This window comes from Lentzea albidocapillata subsp. violacea, assembly GCF_900100275.1.
GTDB lineage: Bacteria > Actinomycetota > Actinomycetes > Mycobacteriales > Pseudonocardiaceae > Lentzea > Lentzea violacea.
This window is the reverse complement of sequence record NZ_FNET01000006.1, coordinates 305,794-328,341: the sequence shown is the minus strand read 5'-3', so window position 1 is coordinate 328,341 and position 22,548 is coordinate 305,794. Positions and strand designations below refer to the sequence as shown.

Here is a 22,548-nt window from a genome sequence, read left to right as displayed (position 1 = left end):
CAGTTCTCCGGTTCAGCCAGCCAGCGCGGCGGACTTCGCCTTGACCTGGGCCACGGCGCGGTGCGACGGCAGGATCGAGTCGCGCTCGCGGTCGGCGTCGACCTTGCCGTCGATCAGGTCCAGGAACCTGTCGAGCTGGGTCGCGAGCGGCTCACGCGCCGTCACGAGCTCCGGGATCTCGATGATCGCCTGCTGCCGGTAGCCGCGGCCGTCCGGCGTGGCCGCGTCCTGCGAGACGTGGTGGTAGATCGTCACGTTCCTGGTGAGCAGGTCCACCTCGATCAGGCGGCCGAGCTCGGTGATGGAGAGCGTGCGGATCTTGCGCTGGCCGATGCGCGACGCCGACACCGACGCCATGGCCCCGGTCGGGAAGTGCAGCAGCGTGTTGACCACATCCTCCGCGCCGATGACCGACGACGGGTGGAACTGGCCGACACCGGCGGACACGTTCGCCGGCTCGACACCCGACATGCAGCGGATCGCCAGGTCCACGTCGTGCACGAGCAGGTCCCAGGCCACGCCGGTGCGGATGCGCGGCGCGTACGGCGAGTGCCGGACCGCGGAGACGTAGACGGGCTCGGAGACCAGTTCGAGCGCCGTCATCACGGCCGGGTTGTAGCGCTCCAGCAGGCCGCACATGATCGGGATGCCGCGCTCCTTCGAGAGCGACAGCACCTCCTCGGTCTCGGCGAGGTCGGCGCACACCGGCTTCTCGACGAGCAGCGGCTTGCCCTGGTTCAGCACGTCGAGCGCGAGGCCGTAATGGGACTCGGTGGCCGACGCGAGCACGACGGCGTCCACGTCGGACAGATCGCCGATCTCGGGCGACCACGCGGTTTCGAACCCGGCGGCGACCTTGCGGCCGACGTCCTCGCGCGGGTCGATGATGCGGGCAAGCTCGCAGCGGTCGGACTGGTTCAGCACACGGGCGTGAAGCGACCCCATGTTGCCGACGCCGATGAGCGCGATCTTCGGCACGGTGCTCATGCGCCCAGCACCTCGCGCACGGTCGTGATGATCGTGTCGAGCTGCGCGTCGGTCAGCTTCGGGTGCACCGGCAGCGACAGGGCCTGGCGGGCGACCCGCTCGGCGACCGGGACGTCGGAGATGACCACCTTGTCGTTGTCGCGGTAGCAGTCGTAGTCGAAGACCGTCTTCGGGTAGTAGATCCCGTTGCCGATGCCCTTCTCGGTGAGCTTCGCGGCGAACTCGTCGCGGCTCACGGGGGCGTCGTCGGTGATCAGCACCGTGTACTGGTGCCACACGTGGGTGCGGCCGGGCAGCACCTGCGGCAACTGCAGGCCCTTGATGCCCGCGAGGCCCTTGCTCAGCGCGTCGGCGTTGGCCTGACGGGCCTTGGTGATCTCGTCCAGGCCCTCCAGCTGCGGGATGCCGATCGCCGCGTGGATGTCGGTCATCCGGTAGTTGTGACCGGCGACCTCGTACTGGTAGCGCTGCCGCATGCCCTGGTTGCGCAGCACGCGCAGGCGGTCGGCGATCGTGTCGTCCGACGTCGTGATCACGCCGCCCTCGGCGGTGGTGATGTTCTTGGTCGCGTAGAGCGAGAAGCAGCCGATGCCGAAGCTGCCGGCCGGGCGGCCCTCGAAGGTGGCGCCGACGGCCTGCGCCGAGTCCTCGACCAGCGCGAGGCCGTGCTCCTGCGCGAGCGGCACGAGTTTGCCCATGTCCGCGGTTTGCCCGTAGAGGTGCACGGGCATGAGCACCTTGGTGTTCGGGGTGACCGCGGCGCCGACCTTGTCCGCGTCGATGTTGAAGTCGTCGTCGCGGATGTCCGCGAACCGGGCGGTGGCGCCGGCCTCGAGGATCGCGTTGAGCGTCGCGACGAACGTGAACGGTGAGGTGATGACCTCGTCTCCAGGCTGGAGGTCGAGCACCTGCAACGACGCCACCAGCGCGGTGGTGCCGTTGTTCACGGCGACCGCGTGCGGCACGCCGGCGACGCCCGCGAAGGCGTCCTCGAAGCGCTTCACCATCGGGCCCTGCGCGATCGCGCCGGAGCGGAGCACCTGCAGCACGAGTTCCTCGGCCGCAGCCACGTCAACGACAGTAATCGGGATCATTCAGCGTCTCTCGCCTTCGGGGAACCACACCGGCGGACCCGGAGCAGTGCGCGTAAGCCTGCGTCGCGGTTCATCACGCTACCCGTACGGGTGTTGACAGCTGATCCGGGCTCTACCTGGGTGGTTGGACGCGAGGCACGTGCCAGTAGAAGACGCATCAGGGCGCCCGCGGGTTGCCCGAACTGGTCGGATCGGCTCTGGTGGCGCGAGCCGGGCCACGCCACTAGAACCACCGCTCCAGCACGAGGGCGACGCCGTCCTCGCTGTTCGGTGCGGTGACCTCGTCGGCGACGTCCAGCGCTGACCGGTGGGCGTTGGCCATCGCGACCCCGTGGCCCGCCCAGGTGAGCATGTCGACGTCGTTGCGCATGTCACCGAACGCGATCACGTCGGCCGCGTCCACCCCGAACCTGCCGGCGACGTCGGCCAGCCCGCTCGCCTTCGTCACGCCCGGCACGGCGAGCTCGACCAGCCCGTTGTTCGTCGAGTACGTGAGGTCGACCTGGCCGTCGAGCAGCAGGCCGATCGAATCGGCCATCTCCTCGCTGGTCATGGACGGGTTGCGGACGAGCAGCTTCATGGCGGGCTTGCCCAGCGTCTCCGCTCGGCTCAGTCCGACGTTCGGGCCCTCGGGCCACGGGTGGGTGTAGCTGAGCTCCGCGACGAACGTCGTGTCGTCGGTGCCGCCGCCGACCCGTTCCACCGCGTAGGTGCAGCCAGGCACCGCGCCGTCGATCGCCCCGGCCACGTCGTGCAGCAGCATCGGGTCGAACGTGCGAGCCCAGACGACCTCGGCGCGGCCGATGTCGTAGAGCACCGCGCCGTTCGCGCAGACCGCCAGGCCGTCCACACCCGCTTCCCGCGCGATCCTCGGCACCCAGCGCGGCGGACGACCGGTCGCGAGCACGAACGGCACTCCGGCGGCGAGCACGCGCCCGATCACCGCGCGGGTGCGGTCACTCACCTGCTCGGCAGTGGTCAGCAGGGTTCCGTCGACGTCAGATGCCACCAGGCGCGGTTGTTCCACAGCTGACATGGTGCCTGGTCCAGGTTCGTCGGAAGCTGAACAGCTCGTTACCGTACTGGCGTGCGCGTAGGAATCGTCATTCTCCCGGAACACCGCTGGTGGATCGCCGAACCGAAGTGGCGCGCCGCCGACGAGTACGGGTTCCACCACGCGTGGACCTATGACCACCTCGGCTGGCGGTCACTCGTCGACGGTCCCTGGTTCGGCGCCGTGCCGACGCTCACCGCCGCCGCGATGGTGACCTCGCGCATCAGACTCGGGACGTTCGTGGCGAACCCGAACTTCCGTCACCCGGTGCCGTTCGCACGGGAGCTGCTGACCCTCGACGACGTGTCCGACGGCCGGTTCACACTCGGCGTCGGCGCAGGTGGGGCGGGGTACGACACCACGGTGATGGGCGGCGAGGCGCCGTTGCCGCGGGACAGGACGGCCCGGTTCGGCGAGTTCGTCGAGCTGCTCGACCAGCTGCTGGGCAAGGACCGCACGTCGTGGCAGGGCGAGTTCTACTCGGCGGAGGAGGCCCGCAGCGCGCCGGGCTGCGTGCAACGGCCGCGGGTGCCGTTCGTGGTAGCGGCGAACGGCCCGAAGGCGATGCGGATCGCCGCGCGGTTCGGTCAGGGCTGGGTCACCACCGGACCGCCGACCGACGACCAGGAGGCTTGGTGGCGCGGTGTCGCCGAGCTGTCCGCGCAGTTCACCGAGACGTTCGTCACGCACGGCCGTTCCTCCCGGATGAGCAGGCACCTGAACCTGGACTCGGCACCGGTGTACTCGCTGTCCAGCGCCGCCTACTTCACCGACGCCGTGGGCAGGGCCGCCGAGCTGGGCTTCACCGACGTGGTCGCGCACTGGCCCCGGCACGATGGCGTCTACGCGGGCAGCGAGTCGGTGGTCGAGGAGATCGCGGCGGACGTGCTACCCACGCTGGGCCACTGAGGGGGCCTCCTGCCGGTAGATTCCGCAGCCGTGGCGCAGGTCGTGGTGGTTGGTGGCGGAATCGTCGGACTCGCGGTGGCGAGGGAGCTCGCGGCACGCGGCGACGGGGTGACGGTGCTCGAGAAGGAACGGCACTGGGGCGCGCACCAGACCGGGCACAACAGCAACGTCGTACACGCCGGCCTCTACTACAAGCCCGGCTCGCTCAAGGCCAGGATGTCGGTCGCCGGCAACGCGTCGATGATCGCGTTCGCACGGGAGCACGGCGTTCCCGTCGAGGTGTGCGGCAAGCTCGTCGTGGCGACCTCCACTGACGAACTACCCCGCCTGCACGACCTGGCGGCACGGGCCGAGGCGAACGGCGTGCCCGCGAAGCTCGTCTCCGCCACCGAGGCGCTGGAGTACGAGCCGCACGTGTCGTGCGTGGCGGCGTTGCGGGTCGAGTCGACCGGGATCATCGACTTCAAGGCCGTGTGCGAGGCGCTGGTACGCGAGCTGGACGGGCACGACCTGCGGCTGCGGTCCCCGGTGACCGCGATCCGGTCCGTGGCGGGCGGCGTCGAGGTGCTCACGCCGCAGGGCGTGGTGCGGGCGGACGCGCTGGTGAACTGCGCCGGCCTGCAGAGCGACCGGGTGGCGCGGCTGGCCGGGCTCTCCCCCAAGGCGATCATCGTGCCGTTCCGCGGCGAGTACTACGAGCTGACGCGCACCGAGCTCGTGCGTGGGCTCATCTATCCGGTACCGGACCCGACGCTGCCGTTCCTCGGCGTGCACCTGACCCGGATGCTCGACGGGAGCGTCCACGCGGGACCGAACGCCGTGCTGGCGTTGCGGCGTGAGGGGTACCGGTGGCGGGACTTCTCGTTCGGCGACGTGGCGGACGTCGCGCGGTTCCCCGGCACGTGGAAGCTCGCCCGCAGGTACGCGAGGACCGGCGTCGACGAGGTACTGAGGTCGTTGTCGCGCAAGCGGTTCGCGGCCTCGCTGGCGCGGCTCGTGCCCGAGGTGACCGAGGCGGACATCGTTCGCGCGGAGGCCGGCGTGCGCGCGCAGGCGATGCTTCCGGACGGCTCGCTCGTTGACGACTTCCTGGTCGAGAGCGCTCCCCGGCAGGTCCACGTGCTGAATGCGCCGTCACCTGCCGCGACCGGTTCGCTGGAGATCGCGAAGCACTTGGCGAACCTGACGCGGTCAGTGATCGAATAGCGCCACCGGTATTCTCGGCCGGGTGATTTCCTTCATCCTCGGCACCACCGCGGAGCTGATCAAGATCGCGCCCGTGTTCCACGCGATCACCGAGCGCGGGACGAAGCCGCAGATCTGGTTCACCGCGCAGCACGTCGACCACGTCGCCGAGACGCTGGCCGACCTGCAGCTGCCCGAGCCCAGCGTCTGGCTGGTGCCGAAGGAACAGGCCCAGCACATCGAGCGGCCGGCCCAGGTGCCCGGCTGGGCGGCGACCGTCATGAAGAACGCGTGGTCCCGCCGCCACGAGCTCAAGGCGATCCTGAAGGACGACGGCCGCCCGCCGCTCGTGCTGGTGCACGGTGACACGTTCACCACGCCCTACGGCGCGTTCATCGGCAAGCGGATCCTGCGGGCTCGCGTCGGCCACATCGAGGCTGGAGCCCGGTCGGGCAGCCTGCTCTCGCCGTTGCCGGAGGAGCTGAACCGCAAGCTGGCGGCCAAGATCGTCGACCTGCACTTCGCCCCCACGGCCAAGGAGGTAGGCAACCTCCGCAACGCCCGTGGCGCGGTCATCGGCACTGGCGCGAACACGGCGATCGACGCGATGCGCCTCGCCATCGACGCCGAACCGACGTTCGACCTGCCGGAGGAGTTCGGCCTCGCGACGCTGCACCGCTTCGAGCTGGTGTCCCGCAAGGACAAGTACACCGAGGCACTCGAGCTGCTGAAGAAGGCATCGGAGAAAATGCCGATCCTGTACCTGGCGGGCCCGCCGGAGCAGGAGCGCATCCGGCAGTACGGCCTCGGCCACCTCTTCGACGGTGAACGCCTGATCATCAAGCCGAAGCTGCGCTACCTCGCGTTCCTGCCGATCATGGCGCGCGCGAAGTTCGTGGTCACCGACTCCGGCGGCCTGCAGGCCGAGTGCAACTACCTCGGTGTGCCGTGCGCGATCCACCGGGAGCGGACCGAGGACAACCACGGCGGCAACACCACGCTGCTGCTGACTGGTATGGACGGCGGCAAGCTGCAGGGCTTCCTGGAGAACTACGAGTCGTACCGTCGTCCGTCCAAGATGAACGACTTCCACCCGAGCAAGATCGTGGTGGACACGCTGTCGCAGATGGGTTTCTGCTGATCTGAGCGAACGAAAAGGGGACTCGCCGCGGCGAGTCCCCTTTTCGTTGTCCCTGAAGACTTACACCTGGACCGTGACGAGCCTGCTGAACTCCGCCAGCAGGTCGTAACCGTCCCAGTGCTCGGAGAACGCGAGCGCCGACCCGAACGGCACGATGCGGTCGATGCCGCGCCCGGCCAGGTCGTGGGCCAGCTGTTCCAGCTCGTCGCGGGAGAACCCGAACGCCGACAGCGTCTGGTCCTTGCGCTGCACCATGTCCACGAGCTCGGAGAGCGAGGACAGGGTGGCGAGTGGGAACGTGCCCACGCCCAGCCACTCGCGCGGCACGTCCTGCGGCGCGGTCAGTTCAAGCGTGGCGACCGCGTTGCCGTCGAAGCGGATCGACGTCGCGTGCCCGTCCGCGGCCACGCCGTACGCCGACACCCGCTTCTGCACCGCCATCGCCGGTTCGACGACCAGTTCCTTCGCCGCGATGACGTCCGCGAGCAGACCGCGGAACTCCTCCCGGCCGGCCTGCGCGCCGGCGGCGTCGCCGACCCAGAACAGCGCGCGCGGCGAGGAGCAGGCGGCCTGGTCGAACCAGTACGAGTCGTTGTAGAAGCCGACGGCGACGTCCCTGCGTTGCTCCGGCGTCGCCTTCTCCCAGCCCGCCACGGAGATCGCCGCGAACGAGGCACGGTCAGGGAACGTGACGTCGCGGGCGTGCGGCGCCAGCGGCATCGTGCGCACCTCGGTCACCGCGCGGTCACCACCCCAGATGACCCGCAGGTCGCAGGCGGCGGACAGAGCGGCGGTGATCTTGTCGTCGCGGTCGTAGGTGACCATGACCTGCGTCTGCGCCACCACCGGGTGCGCTTCCGCCAGCGCGGCGTTCAGGGCTTCGACCACGGCCTCGGCGGCACCGGCCGAGCGCGGCGAGATCCGCACGACGTTCCGGTTCCCGGCGAGCGCGGACAACGCCCAGGAGTACACGAAGATCGTGTCGACGTTCGCGGGCGGCACGTGGAACACCAGGCCGCGCGGGAACCTCAGCACGCCCGGCGGCGTCTCGACCGCGCGCAGCACCTTCGCGATCTCACCGCGCCGCAGGAAGAAGCCCAGCGAGGCGAGTTCGGGGTAGCGGCGCGCCATCGCGGGGGCGAGCAGCTTGCGGGCGAGCACGCGGAGGAAGTCGACGACGCGCTCGTCGCCGACCTTCAGCCTGCCGCCTTCCGGCTCGCGTCCGAGATCGGCGAGCAGCGAGTCGACGTCGGTGTCCGGGCCTGCCGGGAAACGGCGCTTCATGACGCAACAGCTCCAGAGAAGGTGTCCGAGCAGCCGCGGGCCTCGGCGCGCGGCAGCCTGCCCAGTACGGAGAACCGCTTGCCGGGCCAGTCGCCGTCGTCGATCCCGTGCACGACACCGAGGTCCTCGGTCAGCAGGACGTGGCCGGGGTAGCTGCGCGGCAGCGTGCTGATGACCTCGATGACACCCGGCTCGCCGACGGGCTGCTCTTCCCAGGTGTCCGGGTTGCGGATGATGACGTCCGCGAACTCTGGGCAGTACAACGAGTTCCCAGACTCACCCTCCAGGAAGACCGTGCCGATCTGCTCGATCATCCCGTAGTAGTTGTGGATCCTCGTGAGGCCGGTGTCCTGCGCGAAGCGGCGGCGGAACTCACCGTTGTCGACGGCGATGTCGATCAGCTTCTTCCAGCCGCCCGAGTGGATCAGGATGCCGTTCGACAGGTCGAGCTTGTGCTCCTTGGCGACCTCGTAGAGGTACTGCCACACCATGAACGTGAAGCCGAAGATCAGGAACGGCTCGTTGCCGTGCTTCTCCAGAAAGCCCTTCACGGCCTCGACGTCCGGCTGGTCGTTCTCGTCGAGCGCGTAGACGTGCGCACGGCCGAAGTTCGCCATGCCGAGCACACCCGCGCCACGGGCGGAGAACGAGCGGCGGTTCTTGATGATGCTGATCGTGTCGACCATCAGCATCGGCAGCCGCTTGCCGCCGAGCACCTCGCGTAGCGTCGCGCCGAGCATGCGCGGCTGGACCGCGGCGGCGTCCTTGTCGAGGTAGATGCGCGACGGGTCGCCCGTCGTGCCGGACGAGGTGAGGACCTTGAAGACCTCGTCGTCCGGAATGCTCTTCAGCTCGTGGGTCTTGAACATCCGCACCGGCAGCCACGGCAGTTCGGCCAGCGAGTCGAACCGCTGCCCCTGCTCGATGCCGAGCGACGACAGGATCCGGTCGTACTGCACCGAGTTCGCGCGGTGGTGCTCGGTCAGCTCGGTCAGTTCGGTCAGCAGCGCGGCCTCCCGTTCGACCTGGCTGCGACCGAAGACGCTCTCGCTCATGCCCGTGCCTCCAGGGACCGGTAGTCGATCTTTCCGCTGGGCAGCAGCGGGAACCCGTCGCTGCCGCGCACGTCGAAGCCCGTGACGTGCAGGTGCAGGGTCTCGGCCAGCAGCTTCGCGGCGGCCTTGCAGGTGTCCTTGTCGGCGCCGTCGAGCCAGATGACGACCTTGTCGCCGGCAGGCACCGCGGCGGCGGCTCCGTGCGCCTTCACGATCTGCTCCAGGTCGTCGAGGCTGACCCGGTTGCCGAAGACCTTGCCGATGCGCTTGATGCGGCCCGTGACGAAGAGGTACCCGTCGGCGTCGAGGTGGCCCAGGTCGCCGGTGACGAGCTCACCGCCGGTGACGTCGCCCAGCGACAGCTCCGCCTCGGACTCGGCGTAGCCCATCATCACGTTCGGACCCCGGTAGACGACCTCACCGGTGACGCCGGGCTCGGTGATCTCGGTGCCGTCCTCGGCTCGAATCGAGAACATCCCGCCTGGGAGCGCCGGTCCGACCGACCCGAGCTTCTCGTCGAGCCGCTCGCTCGGCAGCGTCGACATGCGCGGCCCGGCCTCGGTCTGCCCGTACATCACGAACATCCGGCCACCGGCCTCGGTCATCTTCGTGTGGAACTCGGTGATCAGCTCCGGGCGCAGCCTGCCGCCCGCCTGCGTCAGCGTGCGCAGCGTCGGGTACTTGGCCGGGTCGAACCGCATCCGCCGCAGCATCTCGTAGTGGTACGGCACGCCGGCCAGCGACGTGACGCCGTACCGCGTCACCGCGTCCCAGAAACCGCGGCCGACCACGCCGGAGTTCTCCAGCACGACCGTCGCGCCGCGGACCAGGTGGCTGTTCAGCACCGACATGCCGTAGCTGTAGTGCAGGGGCAGGCTCGTCGGCGCGACCTCGTTCTCGTCGATGCCGAGCACCTCGGCGATCGCCTCGGCGTTGGCCGCGATGGCCTGCCGGGAGAGCCGGACGAACTTGGGGTTGCCGGTGGAGCCGCTGGTGGGCAGCAGCACAGCCAGGTCCTCGTGCGGCACGACGCCCTCGGCGTCCGCGCGCACCCAGTTCTCGCGGTAGCCGGGCGGAGGATCGCCCTCACCGGCGCCGAGCACGGCGGCCGGGCGGAACCGGGCGATCAGCCCGTCAAGCACATCCCTGTCCTGGGCGGGGTCGAGCAGCGCAACCGCCCTGCCTGCCTCCAGCGCGGCGAGGTAGCCGAGCACACCCGCGACGTCGGGCGAGATGCGCGCGAACAGCACGCCGGGCGGCAGGTCGGCGAACGCCTTGGCCTGCTCTTGCACCCGTTGCCCCAGGTCGGCACCGGCGATGACCTCGCCGGTCGCGGCGTCGTGCAACCGGGCTCCCGCGTGCAGCAGCATCACAGCACCAGTCCTCCGTCGATCCCGAGCACCTGCCCGGTCACGAACGACGCGTCGTCACCCGCCAGGAAAGTGATCACCTTCGCGACCTCGTCCGCGGTGCCGATCCTGCGCAGGGCGGTGGTCTCCTTGACGCGCTCCAAGACCTCGTCGGACTGCTCGGCGATGAGGTCGGTCTGGATCACGCCGGGCGCCACCGCGTTGACCCGGATGCCGCTGCGCCCGAGTTCCTTGGCGGCGGACTTCGCGAACGCGCTGAGCGCGGCCTTCGACGCGGCGTAGACGGCCTGGCCGGCGTTGCCCTCCTCGCCCACGATCGAGCCGAGCAGCACGATCGACCCACTGCGCTTGCGCATCATGGCGCGCGCGGCGGCCTGCACGGAGACGATGGTCCCGGCGACATTCGTGCTGAGGGTCGTGGCGATGTGGTCGTCGGTGAGCATGCCGATGAGACCGCCCTCCAGCACCCCGGCGCTGGCGACGAGCACGTCGATGCGGCCGTGTTCCCTGGCGATCGTCTTGAAGACGTCCTTCACCGCGGCCGAGTCGGTGACGTCGAGCGCCACCCCGTGCGCACCGATCTCCTTGGCGCGCACAGCGGCGGTCTCGGCGTCCCTGCCGGTCAGCACGACCGTGGCGCCGGCCTCGCTCAGGGCGCGAGCCGTGGCGAAGCCGATACCGCGGGTGCCACCCGTGACGACGGCGACCTTGCCGGTGAAGTCACTCACTGATGCCGAAGCCCTTGACCATGTCGAGGGCGACCTTGAAGCTGCTCATGTCGATGACCTGCTCGGTCTCGAACTGCACGTCGAACTCGTCCTCGATGGCCGCGACCAGCGCCATGTGACCGACCGAGTCCCACTCGTCGATGTCGCGGTACTTGAGGTTCTCGACATCCACGTCGGCGTCGAGCTGCAGGGCGTCCACGAAGACACCGCGAAGACGGTCGTTCAGCGACATGTTCTCTCTCTCGGATCGGTGCTGGGCCGGGATCAGTGCTGGTCTGCGCGCTGGTTCCACGCCTTGAGCAGCGTGGCGAGCTCCTCGGGCAGGCCGGCCGGAACCTCGGCCTCCTTTCCCGTGAGGAAACCCGTGAGCGCCGCGATCAATTCCTCGGTGCAGCCGCGACGCTGCAGGCCGATGACGTTGACGCCGGTCGTGCGGGCCGGGTTGCCCAGCGTGATCGTGAACGCACCGACCTCCTTGCGGATGGCGGAGCCGAGCCCGACCATCGCGCCGGGGCCGATCTGCACGCCCTGGTGCACCACGGTGCCGAGCCCGATGTTCGCGCCGGACCAGACGCGGCAGTGGCCCGCGATCTGCACGGCACTGGTGATGACCGCGCTGTTGTCGACCACGCAGTCGTGCGCGATGTGCGCGCGGCCCATCACGTAGTTGTCGCTGCCGATCCTGGTGGCGTCCGAAACGCCCTGGTTGATCGTGACGAACTCGCGGATCCGGTTTCGGTCCCCGATCACGACCCCGGGACCCTCGACCTCGCCGTCCCAGCCGGCGACGTGCGGCGCGCTCAGGTACTCGGCGGGCCCGCCGATGCTGACGTGCGGCCCGATGAAGTTGCCGTCGCCGATGCGACACGGTCCGGCGATCACCGTGTACGGCCCGACGACGTTGTCGTCGCCGAACTCGACTTCCGCGCCGATGATCGCGGTCTCGTGAATGCGGTTCGCCACCTGGTCCGTTCCTGCCCGTCGGGTGCTGGTGTAACCCACGCCACCTGCGGATTCGCCGGACGGGGCCGGAAAGCGAGTCTACCGGACCGCCTGGTTGGCACGGCTGAGGCGTCGGCGACGACAACGACCGGCAGCCGGAGGACAGGTTCGGTCTCGCAAGGCGACTACTTCGGCTTGAGCACTTCCAGGCCGCCCATGAACGGACGCATCGCCTGGGGAACCACCACGGAGCCGTCGGCCTGCTGGTGGTTCTCCAGGATGGCGACGATCCAGCGGGTGGTCGCCAGCGTGCCGTTGAGCGTGGCGGCGATCTGCGACTTGCCGTTCTCGTCGCGGTAGCGGATGTTCAGGCGGCGTGCCTGGAACGTCGTGCAGTTCGACGTCGACGTCAGCTCGCGGTACTTCCGCTGCGTCGGCACCCAGGCCTCGCAGTCGAACTTGCGGTGCGCCGACGTGCCGAGGTCGCCCGTCGCCGTGTCGATGACGCGGTAGGGCACCTCGATCTTGGCCAGCATCTCCTCCTCCCAGCCGAGCAGCCGGGCGTGCTCCGCCTCGGCGTCCTCGGGCTTGACGTAGGAGAACATCTCGACCTTGTTGAACTGGTGCACGCGGATGATGCCGCGGGTGTCCTTGCCGTACGAGCCGGCCTCGCGGCGGTAGCACGACGACCAGCCCGCGTAGCGGCGTTCGCCGTCGAGGATCTCGTCGGCGTGGTAGCCGGCGAGCGGCACCTCCGACGTGCCGACGAGGTACAGGTCGTCGGCGGGCAGGTGGTAGATCTCGCTCGAGTGCGCGCCGAGGAAGCCGGTGCCCGCCATGATCTCCGGCCGCACCAGCGTGGGCGTGATCATGAGCTCGAAGCCGTTGGCCGTGGCCTGCGCCGCCGCCATGTTGAGCAGCGCGATCTCGAGCTGCGCGCCGACGCCCTTGAGGAAGTAGAACCGCGAGCCACCGACCTTGGCGCCGCGTTCCATGTCGATCGCGCCGAGCTTGGTGCCCAGGTCGAGGTGGTCGACCGGTTCGAAGTCGAACACGCGCGGCTCGCCGACCGTCTTGACGACGCGGAAGTCGTCCTCGCCGCCGACCGGCGCGTCCGGGTGCACCAGGTTCGGGATCTTGGCGAGGAGCTCCTGGACCTGGTCGTTGGTGGCGTGCTGCTCGGCCTCGGCGGCCTTGACCTCGGCGGCCAGGTCCTTCGCCTTGACGAGCAGGGCGGCACGCTCGTCGCCCTTGGCCTTGCCGACCTCCTTGCCGAGCACCTTCTGCTCGGCGCGCAAGGTGTCCGCGCGGGAGATGGCCGACCGCCGGCGCTCGTCGGCGGACAGCAGGCTGTCGACGACGCCCTCGTCCTCGCCACGAGCGCGCTGCGACGCGCGCACTGTCTCCGGGTTCTCGCGCAACACCTTGAGGTCAATCACCCTGAAAAGGGTAGTCCCCACCCGTTCCACGTCTCATCCGGATATCCGGAACGTGGTACGGGCGGGGACTGCCGCTCTGATGCGCGAGCGTGTGGCTAGTAGATCGCGAACGCCACCACGAGGCCGAGGGCGACGTGTGCCGCCGCAACGACGACGGACGCCGGTGCGAACCTGTCCGACTCGATGATCGAGCCGATGTCGAGGCGGGTCACCCACTCCAGCAGCCGCACGGCCGCGACCTGCACGATGATGCCGACGATGCCGTAGATCAGCGACGTGAGCAGGCCCTCGTCGAGCTTGCCGACCGCGCTCAGGATGGCGACGACGACGATGAACGCCATCGACACGAGGCCGGAGGCGGTGACGATCACGGCGTTCGGTGCGCCGTTGCGGACCAGGATCGACAGCTTGCCCGGCGTCGTCCAGTCGATCGCGTAGAAGCCGAACACCATGAGGACCAGACCGACGACGGCGTACAGCGCGATCGCGCCGATGCCCCGGCCGATGGCCGAGCCGAAGCCGGGGTCCAACGCGAGCGTCGTGTAGTCCATTACCTGTTCCCTTTCGGAGTCTTACTCAACAATTCGATGCGGCACGAACGCCGCGCCATCGTCGGTCACCAGACCGACCGTTTCCCGGATGCCGAGGCCTGCCGACGTGTCGCCGACGACCCAGGCACCCAACGCGGGGCGGTAGCCGTCGAACTCCGGAAGCGGATCGAACAGCTGGTACACGAAGCCTTCCTTGCCGTACACGCCACCGGTCTGCGTCTCGTAGCCCGGCGCGACGATCTGGATGTTCGACCCCTCGCGGCCGAGCAGCGGCTTGCGCACGTACTCGGTGAGCATGCCGGGGTCGTTCAGGTAGGCGGGCAGCAGGTTCGGGTGGCCCGGGTACATCTCCCACAGGATCGCGAGCAGCGCCTTGTTGGAGAGCAGCATCTTCCACAGCGGCTCGACCCACAGCGTGCCGGGCAGCGACTCGACGGCGTGGCGGCCGAACTGTTCCTCGACCACCCACTCCCACGGGTAGAGCTTGAAGACCGTGCCCATCGGGGACTCTTCGAGGTCGACGAAGCGGTTGAGCAACGTGTCCCAGCCGACCTCCTCGATCGCGAGGCCCACGGTGTTCAGGCCTGCTTCGGCGGCGGTCTCCTGCAGGCAGGCGATCGTGAGGTGGTCCTCGCCGGACGGGTCTGCGCCCGACCAGGTGAAGTGCAGTTCGCTGGAGGGCAGCTTTGCACCGATCTCCGTCCACTGCTCGACCAGGCGCTCGTGCAGCGAGTTCCACTGGTCGCCGTCCGGGAAGACGTCTTCCTTCCAGTACCACTGGACGTAGGCGGCTTCCAGCAGCGACGTGGGGGTGTCGGCGTTGTACTCGAGCAGCTTCGCGGGGCCCGAGCCGTCGTAGCGCAGGTCGAAGCGCCCGTAGACGTGCGGGTCACGGCGGCGCCACGACTCGGCGATGTGCGGCCACACCCACTCGGGGATGCCGAAGTCGCGGTACCGCTCGGTGAGCACCACGTTGTCGACCGCGTCGAGGCACATGGAGTGGAGCAGTTCGACGTCGGCTTCGAGCGAGAGGACCTCGCTCATCTCGAACACGTAGTGCACCGACTCGTCCCAGTACGGACGGTCGGCGCCGTTCGCGTACTTCGCCGGTGAGCCGAACACCAACCCCTGGTCCGAGACCGTCCGCTGCCAGTTCGGCCGCGGCTGTGAGGTTTCACGACGCAACTGTGCTCAGCCTCCGCTGCCGGAGGAGCCGCTGCTGATGCCGAACCCGCCGCGCTGGACGGACGTGCCCGACTTCGTCGTGACGTTCGCGCCCTTCGGAAGCGTGTAGCTGCCGCCCACGGCCTTCTGGCCGACGGAGCCCGTGCCGCCGTAGTTGTAGCGGTACGAGGTGCCACCGATGTAGATGAAGCCACCGCTGCTGTACCCGCCGTGACTGCGGTAGTACGACTCGTCGCAGTAGTCGTCGTCGACGATCACGTTGTTCGAGTCGGTGCACTGCGCGGTGACGTTCTTCGGGCTGGCGGCCGCGTACCAGATCGCGACCAGCGCGACCACGCCGACGGTGACACCACCGCCGATGAGCAGGCGTTTGCGCGTTTTGCGCTTCTTCTCGAACGCGGCGGACTCGGCAGCGAACCGCTCCTGCTGCGCCTTCAGCGCGGCGGCACGAGCGCGTTGCTCGGCGACCGTGGCCTGGCGCGGCTTGGTCACGCCGGCCTGCTGCTGGCGCACCTTGCCCTTGGCGGACGGCTGGTTCGGGCCGGCCTGCTGCGGCGCAGGCCGGTACGGCGGCAGCTGCTGTGGCTGGCCGGGCTGTTGCGGCTGGCCGGGCTGTCCCGACGGCGACCCAGGCTGGGGCGTCGGCTGGCCAGGTCCTGGCAGGTTGTTGTCAGTCATCACCACTCCCGCGGGCAAGGTACCTAGCGAGACGGCTGAATCAGGGCCAATTGAGTGACGAGTGTCCTAATAGCAACACTCGACCCAACCCGGCGCACAGCCGTCTCACACGGCACGGGCATCATGGATGAGATGTCTCCGAGCGCCGGTTGGTTGAGTCGATCCGGTCACATCCGCGACACGCGGCTTGTGATGGCCGGTGCTTTCGTGGGCGCTTTCGGCTTGCTGATGTTGTCCACGTTCACGTCCGTGCTGGCAGGAGGCCCGCTCAGCACCAAACGCGAGCTCGTCAACGCCGCGTACCAGGCCGCCGTGGGCGAGTGCCTGAACTGGGAGAAGGCCGACCTGTCGGACGCGCAGAAGGTCGACTGCTCGGCCGCGCACAAGTTCGAGGTCACCGGCACGGCGGACATCACCGCCGCGTACCCGAAGGAAGCGCCGTTCCCGAACGCCGAGGCCTGGGAGAAGATCGCGCAGGACAACTGCGCCCAGGCGTCGACCACCTACATGGGCGGCAAGCTCGACCCCAAGGGCAAGTACGGCGTCAGCACCCTGAACCCGGACGAGGGCCGCTGGTCGAGCGGCTATCGCCAGCTCAGGTGCGGTCTGCAGGTCACCGCCCCGTCCGGCGCTCCCCTGCCGTCGTTCGGCAGCGCGAAGGCCCAGGACCAGTCCTCCGTCTACGACCCCGGCGTCTGCGTGGCGCTGGCCGAGAACAACACGGTGGGTGACCCGATCGAGTGCGCCAAGCCGCACGCGTTCGAGATCGTCGGCGTCGTGCAGCACCCCGAGGGCCCGTTCGTGGCGATCGAGGCGCAGGACGCCGCGATGTCCGAGAAGTGCGCGGCCATCGCCGCCGAGTACACCGGTGGCGCGGACCTGAAGGCCAAGAACCTGCTGGTCACGTGGGACACGCGCGCCGAGGAGAGCTGGGCCGTCGGCTCCCGCAAGGCCAACTGCAAGATCGGCGCGGTCCCGCAGGGCACCAACCTGGTGGCGTGGGAGGGCAGCGTCCGCAACCCCAACGGCGCGCCGCTGACCACCGCGAACCCGCCGCAGACGACCTCGGTCAGGCCCCAGGACGAGCCCACCGGCGCCCCGCTGCACTCCGAGTCGGGCAAGCCGCCGTCGGAGTCCGGCAAGCCCTCGGACTCCGACAAGCCCTCCTCCAGCCCGCCTCCGTCGAGCACCGAGAACCGATGACCGTCGAGATGACCAGGGCTCGTTTCGACGAGCTGGTCGAAGAGGCCCTGGACCTGGTCCCGCCCGACTTCATGCACGCGATGAACAACGTCGTGGTGCTGGTCGAGGACCGCAACCCCGAGGAGCCGTCACTGCTCGGGCTCTACCAGGGCATCGCGCTGACGGAGCGCAACTCCGACTACGGGGGCGCGCTGCCCGACCACATCTTCATCTACCGCGAGGCGATCCTCGACATCTGCCACACCGAGGAGGACGTGGTGGAGGAGGTCATCATCACCGTGGTGCACGAGATCGCGCACCACTTCGGGGTGGACGACGCGAGGCTGCACGAACTGGGCTGGGGTTAGACCTCTGGCATCTTGTACGGGTGCCAACGAACTGCCGCCCGTCGACCGCACGCCGTCTCGGCCTGCGCGCGCCCACCAGCCGCCGTCGCAAGCCGCGGAACTGGCAGACGGTCACCTCCGTCGTCACGGCCGTCACCGCGGCCGGCGCACTCGTGTTCACCGGGCTGTCTCTCGAAGCCACCCGCGACCAGGTCACCGTCGCGCTGAAGCAGCACGAGCTGACCGAACAGGGCCAGGTCACCGACAGGTACACCAAGGCCGTCGAACAACTCGGCAAGGCCGGAGCCGAGAACCTGCAAAGCCGCCTCGGCGCCGTCTACGCGCTGGAGCGCCTCGGCCGTGACTCGCCGCGTGACCAGCCGACCGTCCTCGAAGTGCTGTCCGCGTTCGTCCGCACCACGGCTCCAACGACGCAGGACGGCTCCGGCCCTGACAGGGGAAGGTGCCCCAGCACCTCGACCACGGCGGACGTTCAGGCGGCGGTGACCGTGATGGGGCGCCGCGATCCCCGCGACGACCGGGACCTCCGCATCGACCTCAGCGGCGTTTGCCTGGTCGGCGTGAACCTCACGGAGGCCAACCTCGAGGAGGCCGACCTGCGCGGTTCCGTGCTGTCCAGGGCGGTGCTGATCCGCGCGAACTTCAGCCGCGCGCGGCTCGACGGAGCCGATCTGTCCGGCATCCGGGCGGACAACGCACGATTCACCTCGGCCGTCATGAGCAGGGTCGCGCTCAACTCGGCGCTCCTGGAGAAGACCGACTTCGAAGATGCCCAGCTCTGGTTCTCGAACCTGTCGGACTCGTACCTGGGCCGCGCGAACCTGTCCGAAGCCACACTGCAAGGCGCCGACCTGCGCGGGACCAGGCTGCACGACACCACACACGACCGCACCTACGTGCAGGACGTCCTGATCAACGAACGGACCGAGGGCGTGTGGTGGTAGAGGTCAGATCTCGACGCCCGCCCAGGACCGGCACACCCAGCCGGCGCCCTCGGACTCCAGCACCACGACCCCGGTGTTCGGCAGCAGGTTCTCGGCCAGCTCCACCGGCACGTTCGACGCGAGGGCCAGCGCGCCCATCCGCCCGGCGCCGCCGTGCGTCACGACCATGACGGTGCCGTCGGCCTGGATGGTCGAGATGGCGCCGAGGAACCGGTCCAGCACCTGCTGCCCGGTCTCGCCGCCGCCGGGGAACGGTACGTCCAGCGCGCCCTCGGCCCACTGGATCACGGTGTCGAGGTAGGTCCTGTAGGCCTCGGTGTCGTTGCGGCCTTCGAGCGAACCGACCTGGATCTCCTCGATGCCGTCCAGGACCTGGACGGGCAGGCCGAAGCGTTCGGCGGTCGGGGCGGCGGTCTGCTGGGCGCGCAGGCCGATGCTCGCGTAGACGGCGGTGATGTTCTCGCCCGCGAGGGTGTCGGCCAGTTCGCGGGCCTGCTTGAGGCCCAGTTCGGTGAGCGGGGGGCCCGGCATCGCCGTGTCCAGCTTGCGTTCGATGTTCGACGCCGTCTCACCGTGCCTGACCAGCAGCAATCTCACCCGCGCTCGCCCTTTCTGACAGCATCGACCCAGGAGGCGGCTGCGGCGAACTCGGCGTTGTGAGCCTCTGCGGGCTCGCGGTCGGCCTTCGGGAAGGACCCGAGGAACCGGATCTCGCGCGAGTGTCGGTGCAGCGCGGCCAGCGCGTCACCGATCCTCGGCTCTGCGATGTGCCCCTCGACGTCGATGTAGAAGCGGTACGTCCCCAGTTTGCCCTTCTGGGGGCGCGATTCGAGGCCGGTGAGATTGATGCCACGCAACGCCAGTTCGGTGAGCAGTTCGGACAGCACGCCGACGCGGTTCGGGGTGGTCACGACGACGCTCGTGCGGTCTGCGCCGGTCGGCTCAGGCAGCTGACCCGGACGGCGCAGCAGCAGGAACCTCGTGCGTGCGTCGGGCACGTCCAGGACGTCGGTGGCGTACTCGGCGAGCTGGTAGTGGTTGATGGCGACGGGGGCGGAAACCGCCGCGTCGAACTCCCCGCGCTCGACGGCGGCGGCGGCGGCCGCGGTCGAGGACGTGGCGATCGAGGTCGCGCCGGGCAGTGAGGCGGCGATCCACTCGCGGACCTGGGCCAGCGCGTGCGGGTGCGAGGCGACGGTGCGGATCTCGGTGGTCCCCGGCCGGACCAGGACGCTGAACCTGACGTCCAGCACCGTCTCGGCCACGGCGACGACCGGCTCGTCGCGCACGAGGACGTCGAGCGTCACGGGCACGGCGCCCTCGACGGAGTTCTCGATCGGCACGCACGCGAAGTCGGCCGAGCCGTCGCGCACGGCGGCGACGGCGAGCGGGATCGTCTCGAACGGAACGAGTTCACCCTCGAACCGCATGGCGGCCTGCTCGGTGAAGGTCCCCTGTGGTCCGAAGTACGCAATGCGAGGCACCGAGTCAGCGTAGTGCGGCCGACGAGGCGCGAATCACGCCTGTGTCGGTGGCCAATCCTGGGTTCCGCCGGGACCGTTCGAACTGGAATGCTTGGGGCGTGCCCGCTCTAGCGCCTGAACTCGTGTTGTGCGCGGTCGACGAACCGATGGCGAACGCCTGGCTCGCCGTCGCGGACGGCCGCGCCGGGGTGCGGGTGCACCGCGGGTCCGTTCTGGACATCCACGCGCAGGCCATCGTCAGCCCGGCGAACTCGCAGGGCTGGATGCGCGGTGGCATCGACGCCGTCTACGCCACGGCCTTCCCCCAGGTAGAGAACAACGTCCGCAGCGCCGTCCTCGCGCTGCACGGCGGTGAGCTCCCGGTGGGCGAGGCGCAGATCGTGGCGACCGGCGAGACCGAGCCGGCGTGGCTCATCAGCGCTCCGACGATGCGCCGGCCCGGCGAACGGCTGCCGGTCGACACCGTCCATCCCTATCTCGCCGCACGGGCCGTGCTGATGCTCTGGCTCAGCGGTCGTCTTGAGGACGGCACGCTCGTGCGCGACACCGTCCACACCATCGCGATGCCGGGACTCGGCACCGGGGTGGGAGGCGTCGCACCGTCCACGTGCGCCCATCAGGTCGCCGCCGCGTGGGACGAGGCGTTCAACCCGCTGCATGTCTGAGACCCATGTGCACAACCTGTGGACAAGGCTGTGGATGCCTGTGGACTACTGCCGGGGCGCAACCCATCGTTCCAGGTCCAGCTCGTCCGTGATGGGGATACCGAACTCACCGACCGCCGGGATCTCGGGCTTGAGCTTGCGTGCTTCACGGACGGCGTCCGGTCTGAGCGCCACCAGCTTGAACCCGCGGCGCTGGTAGAAGCGGACCGCGTCGAGGTTGTCGTTGGTGGTCGTCAGGCGCACCCGGTTGCATCCGAGCGTGCGCGCTTGACGGACCGTGGCGTCGACCAGCGCGGTGCCGACGCCACGGCCTCGCCGAAGTGCGTCGATCGTGACGATCTCCAGCTGGTTGTTCGCCACCGCGTAGGTCAGCAGGCCCAGCACCTGGCCCTGCTTCTCCACGAGGAAGCCCGGCAGACTCGCCGGGAAGAACACCTCGCCGTGCGCGACGGAGGTGTGCGCTCCCCATAGCTCGAGAACCAGTCGGGCGACAACTATGCGATCTGCTTCCTCGACCGGTCGTACCGAGCCTTCTGCCATGACAAGAACTGTGCCAATTCGAGTCACACTCAGGAACAGCCATTCGACGTACGGTGGATTCGTGCCAGTGCGCGTTCTGTTGGTTGATGATCACGAAGTTGTGCGCAGAGGACTGCGCGAGATGCTCGACGACGAGGTGGACATCTCGGTCGTCGCCGAGGCCGGTTCCGTCGACGAGGCGGTGACACGGGCTCGGAAGACCCCGCCCGACGTGGCGGTGGTCGACGTCCAGTTGCCGGACGGCAGCGGGGTCGACCTGTGCCGGTCGTTGCGGGACCTTGGCATTCGTTGCCTCGTGCTGACCGCATTCGACGACGAAGAAGCGCTCGTCGGCGCGATCATGGCCGGGGCGTCGGGGTATCTGCTCAAGCAGGTTCGGGGTCAGGACGTCGTCACGGCCGTGCGCGAGGTCGCAGCTGGACGGTCCCTTCTGGATCCCGCGACCACAAGCCGAGTACTCGAACGGATGCGCAATCCGGCCCCGGTCGGCCTCACCGACCAGGAACAGCGCGTGCTCGAACTCATCGGTGAGGGCCTCACCAACCGCCAAATCGGTGAACGGCTCTTCCTTGCGGAGAAAACCGTCAAGAACTACGTGACGTCCGTGCTCTCCAAACTCGGTATGGAACGGCGGACGCAGGCCGCCGCCTGGGTGGCTAAACGGGGACGGACCAGGTGAGCGTCGTCCCGTTCGGCGAGCTCACCACGCGGAAGTCGCCGCTCGCGGACTTCGCCCGTTCGGCGAGGTGCCGCAGCCCGCGCTGAGTCACGCCGGACGGGATGCCGCACCCGTTGTCGGCGACGCGCAGCAGCAGGTGCTTCTCATCGCGCCGTACGTCGATCTGGACGTTCGTCGCGCCTGAGTGCCGCACGACGTTCGACAACGCCTCACGCAACGCCGCCCGCGCGTCGTCGGCGTGCTTGCGTGGCACGTTCGCCAGGTCGCCTGCCACGTGCAGGCGTGGCGCGAAGCCGAGCAGTTCGCCGGCCGTGCGGACCTCGGCCTTGATCGAGTCGTGCAGGTCGGCGGAGTCGGCCGGGTCGGTGTTGCGCAGCTTGCGGACGGTCGCGCGGACCTCGGCGATCGTCTCGTCGACCAGGTCGACGGCCTCCTCGATCCGGGCGCGCTGACCCGCGTCGAGCTTCTTGCCCAGCCGCCGTTGCAGCAGGTTGATCTGCACGCCGGCGCCGTAGAGCCGTTGGATGATCACGTCGTGCAGGTCGCGGGCGATGCGTTCGCGCTCCTCGTAGACCGCGACGCGCTGCCGTGCCGTGAAGCCCTCGGACAGCACGACGGCGAGGCCCGCCTGGGCCGCGAACGCCGTCAGCACGTCCACGGTCTCCTGCGTGAACGGCGGTTTGTCCCTGCGGCGGTAGACCGCCAGAGCGCCGATCTTGCGGTCCGAGGTGCCGAACGGCGCCACCGCGAACGGTCCGTAGACGCGCAACGGCGGTGGCACGTACGGAGCCGTGCGCGGGTCGTTCGTGACGTCGTCGGCCATCACCGGCACGCCCGTGCGCGCGGCCTTCGCGGCGGCACTGCGCGGGCTCAGCGTCGCGACGATCGGCTCGCCGCTGGAGGCCTCCACCGTCAGCGTGCCGTCGTCGTCCTCGGTGGCGAGCATGGCGAGGCCGAGGTCGGCGTCCGCGATCTCCGCGGCCGCCTCCACCACGAGCCGCAGCACGTTCTCCGGGTCTTCCAGCGCCGCCGACGTGATCTCGGTGGACGCGACGAGCACGCGCCGCGCCAGAGAGGGGTCCAT

25 protein-coding genes are annotated in these 22,548 nt (G+C 69.2%); 8 read left to right on the top strand and 17 right to left on the bottom strand.

Translation table 11 applies throughout. From position 1 onward, the window contains the following. Nucleotides 1-12: 12 nt before the first annotated feature. From BLR21_RS16810 to BLR21_RS16800, 3 genes are all read right to left on the bottom strand, one after another. Nucleotides 13-987: a Gfo/Idh/MocA family protein gene (locus BLR21_RS16810; RefSeq protein ID WP_090006743.1), complete on the bottom strand. Its 975-nt coding sequence runs from the start codon at nucleotides 985-987 to the stop codon at nucleotides 13-15. After that, nucleotides 984-2,081 (bottom strand): DegT/DnrJ/EryC1/StrS family aminotransferase, encoded by a 1,098-nt coding sequence (locus BLR21_RS16805; protein ID WP_090006742.1) that lies wholly within the window; start codon nucleotides 2,079-2,081, stop codon nucleotides 984-986. Before BLR21_RS16805 ends, BLR21_RS16810 begins: the two co-directional genes overlap by 4 nt. Nucleotides 2,082-2,304: 223 nt before the next feature. After that, nucleotides 2,305-3,108: an HAD family hydrolase gene (locus BLR21_RS16800; RefSeq protein WP_090006741.1), complete on the bottom strand. Its 804-nt coding sequence runs from the start codon at nucleotides 3,106-3,108 to the stop codon at nucleotides 2,305-2,307. Between the two features lie 60 nt (nucleotides 3,109-3,168). Between BLR21_RS16800 and BLR21_RS16795 the strand changes: the two genes are divergently transcribed. Genes BLR21_RS16795 through BLR21_RS16785 form a run of 3 tightly spaced genes read left to right on the top strand, consistent with a single transcriptional unit; the run spans nucleotide 3,169 to nucleotide 6,370 of the window. Further along, entirely contained in the window at nucleotides 3,169-4,044 is an 876-nt protein-coding gene (locus tag BLR21_RS16795; protein ID WP_090006740.1) for an LLM class flavin-dependent oxidoreductase, read from the top strand. Between the two features lie 30 nt (nucleotides 4,045-4,074). Continuing rightward, nucleotides 4,075-5,250 (top strand): L-2-hydroxyglutarate oxidase, encoded by a 1,176-nt coding sequence (lhgO, locus tag BLR21_RS16790; RefSeq protein WP_090006739.1) that lies wholly within the window; start codon nucleotides 4,075-4,077, stop codon nucleotides 5,248-5,250. Between the two features lie 22 nt (nucleotides 5,251-5,272). Next, nucleotides 5,273-6,370 (top strand): UDP-N-acetylglucosamine 2-epimerase, encoded by a 1,098-nt coding sequence (locus BLR21_RS16785; protein WP_090006738.1) that lies wholly within the window; start codon nucleotides 5,273-5,275, stop codon nucleotides 6,368-6,370. Between the two features lie 60 nt (nucleotides 6,371-6,430). On the opposite strand, the gene BLR21_RS16780 is transcribed toward BLR21_RS16785, so the two are convergent. From BLR21_RS16780 to BLR21_RS16735, 10 genes are all read right to left on the bottom strand, one after another. Next, entirely contained in the window at nucleotides 6,431-7,654 is a 1,224-nt protein-coding gene (locus BLR21_RS16780; RefSeq protein WP_090006737.1) for an acyl-CoA reductase, read from the bottom strand. Continuing rightward, nucleotides 7,651-8,709, bottom strand: coding sequence for a LuxE/PaaK family acyltransferase (locus tag BLR21_RS16775; protein ID WP_090006736.1), 1,059 nt, complete (start codon nucleotides 8,707-8,709; stop codon nucleotides 7,651-7,653). Before BLR21_RS16775 ends, BLR21_RS16780 begins: the two co-directional genes overlap by 4 nt. Continuing rightward, on the bottom strand, nucleotides 8,706-10,082 hold the full coding sequence (locus BLR21_RS16770) for an AMP-binding protein (protein ID WP_090006735.1): 1,377 nt from the start codon (nucleotides 10,080-10,082) through the stop codon (nucleotides 8,706-8,708). Before BLR21_RS16770 ends, BLR21_RS16775 begins: the two co-directional genes overlap by 4 nt. Next, nucleotides 10,079-10,807: an SDR family NAD(P)-dependent oxidoreductase gene (locus BLR21_RS16765; RefSeq protein WP_090006734.1), complete on the bottom strand. Its 729-nt coding sequence runs from the start codon at nucleotides 10,805-10,807 to the stop codon at nucleotides 10,079-10,081. Before BLR21_RS16765 ends, BLR21_RS16770 begins: the two co-directional genes overlap by 4 nt. Beyond that, the gene (locus BLR21_RS16760) at nucleotides 10,800-11,039 is read right to left on the bottom strand and encodes an acyl carrier protein (protein ID WP_090006733.1); all 240 of its coding nucleotides are present in this window, start codon (nucleotides 11,037-11,039) and stop codon (nucleotides 10,800-10,802) included. Before BLR21_RS16760 ends, BLR21_RS16765 begins: the two co-directional genes overlap by 8 nt. Nucleotides 11,040-11,071: 32 nt before the next feature. After that, nucleotides 11,072-11,770 (bottom strand): acyl-ACP--UDP-N-acetylglucosamine O-acyltransferase family protein, encoded by a 699-nt coding sequence (locus BLR21_RS16755; protein ID WP_090006732.1) that lies wholly within the window; start codon nucleotides 11,768-11,770, stop codon nucleotides 11,072-11,074. Nucleotides 11,771-11,934: 164 nt separating this feature from the next. Continuing rightward, nucleotides 11,935-13,188, bottom strand: a complete 1,254-nt coding sequence (gene serS / locus BLR21_RS16750) for a serine--tRNA ligase (protein ID WP_090006731.1) — start codon at nucleotides 13,186-13,188, stop codon at nucleotides 11,935-11,937. 95 nt (nucleotides 13,189-13,283) lie between these two features. Next, complete coding sequence (locus BLR21_RS16745; RefSeq protein ID WP_090006730.1) at nucleotides 13,284-13,739, bottom strand: DUF350 domain-containing protein; 456 nt, start codon at nucleotides 13,737-13,739, stop codon at nucleotides 13,284-13,286. Nucleotides 13,740-13,760: 21 nt separating this feature from the next. Beyond that, nucleotides 13,761-14,924, bottom strand: a complete 1,164-nt coding sequence (locus tag BLR21_RS16740; protein ID WP_090006729.1) for a glutathionylspermidine synthase family protein — start codon at nucleotides 14,922-14,924, stop codon at nucleotides 13,761-13,763. 6 nt (nucleotides 14,925-14,930) lie between these two features. Then, nucleotides 14,931-15,602: a hypothetical protein gene (locus tag BLR21_RS16735; protein WP_256334727.1), complete on the bottom strand. Its 672-nt coding sequence runs from the start codon at nucleotides 15,600-15,602 to the stop codon at nucleotides 14,931-14,933. A gap of 207 nt (nucleotides 15,603-15,809) precedes the next feature. On the opposite strand from BLR21_RS16735, the gene BLR21_RS16730 reads away from it, so the two are divergent. The 3 genes from BLR21_RS16730 to BLR21_RS16720 are packed head-to-tail and all read left to right on the top strand — an operon-like array spanning nucleotide 15,810 to nucleotide 18,096. Next, entirely contained in the window at nucleotides 15,810-16,805 is a 996-nt protein-coding gene (locus tag BLR21_RS16730; protein ID WP_256334726.1) for a septum formation family protein, read from the top strand. Further along, nucleotides 16,802-17,152: a metallopeptidase family protein gene (locus BLR21_RS16725; protein WP_030480346.1), complete on the top strand. Its 351-nt coding sequence runs from the start codon at nucleotides 16,802-16,804 to the stop codon at nucleotides 17,150-17,152. Before BLR21_RS16730 ends, BLR21_RS16725 begins: the two co-directional genes overlap by 4 nt. 20 nt (nucleotides 17,153-17,172) lie before the next feature. Next, nucleotides 17,173-18,096, top strand: coding sequence for a pentapeptide repeat-containing protein (locus BLR21_RS16720; protein ID WP_090006727.1), 924 nt, complete (start codon nucleotides 17,173-17,175; stop codon nucleotides 18,094-18,096). 3 nt (nucleotides 18,097-18,099) lie between these two features. On the opposite strand, the gene BLR21_RS16715 is transcribed toward BLR21_RS16720, so the two are convergent. Together BLR21_RS16715 and pheA are read right to left on the bottom strand one after the other, a co-directional pair. Then, entirely contained in the window at nucleotides 18,100-18,693 is a 594-nt protein-coding gene (locus BLR21_RS16715) for a histidine phosphatase family protein (protein WP_090006726.1), read from the bottom strand. After that, on the bottom strand, nucleotides 18,690-19,580 hold the full coding sequence (gene pheA, locus BLR21_RS16710) for a prephenate dehydratase (RefSeq protein WP_090006725.1): 891 nt from the start codon (nucleotides 19,578-19,580) through the stop codon (nucleotides 18,690-18,692). The genes BLR21_RS16715 and pheA overlap by 4 nt, the downstream gene beginning before the upstream one ends. Before the next feature lie 98 nt (nucleotides 19,581-19,678). Between pheA and BLR21_RS16705 the strand changes: the two genes are divergently transcribed. Further along, complete coding sequence (locus tag BLR21_RS16705; RefSeq protein WP_420843888.1) at nucleotides 19,679-20,245, top strand: macro domain-containing protein; 567 nt, start codon at nucleotides 19,679-19,681, stop codon at nucleotides 20,243-20,245. A gap of 45 nt (nucleotides 20,246-20,290) precedes the next feature. Here the strand turns inward: BLR21_RS16705 and BLR21_RS16700 are convergent, their stop codons facing one another. Continuing rightward, nucleotides 20,291-20,785 (bottom strand): GNAT family N-acetyltransferase, encoded by a 495-nt coding sequence (locus tag BLR21_RS16700; protein WP_090006724.1) that lies wholly within the window; start codon nucleotides 20,783-20,785, stop codon nucleotides 20,291-20,293. A gap of 61 nt (nucleotides 20,786-20,846) precedes the next feature. On the opposite strand from BLR21_RS16700, the gene BLR21_RS16695 reads away from it, so the two are divergent. Further along, the gene (locus BLR21_RS16695; protein ID WP_256334725.1) at nucleotides 20,847-21,464 is read left to right on the top strand and encodes a response regulator; all 618 of its coding nucleotides are present in this window, start codon (nucleotides 20,847-20,849) and stop codon (nucleotides 21,462-21,464) included. On the opposite strand, the gene BLR21_RS16690 is transcribed toward BLR21_RS16695, so the two are convergent. Next, nucleotides 21,442-22,548, bottom strand: coding sequence for a GAF domain-containing sensor histidine kinase (locus tag BLR21_RS16690; protein WP_030480340.1), 1,107 nt, complete (start codon nucleotides 22,546-22,548; stop codon nucleotides 21,442-21,444). The genes BLR21_RS16695 and BLR21_RS16690 overlap by 23 nt on opposite strands.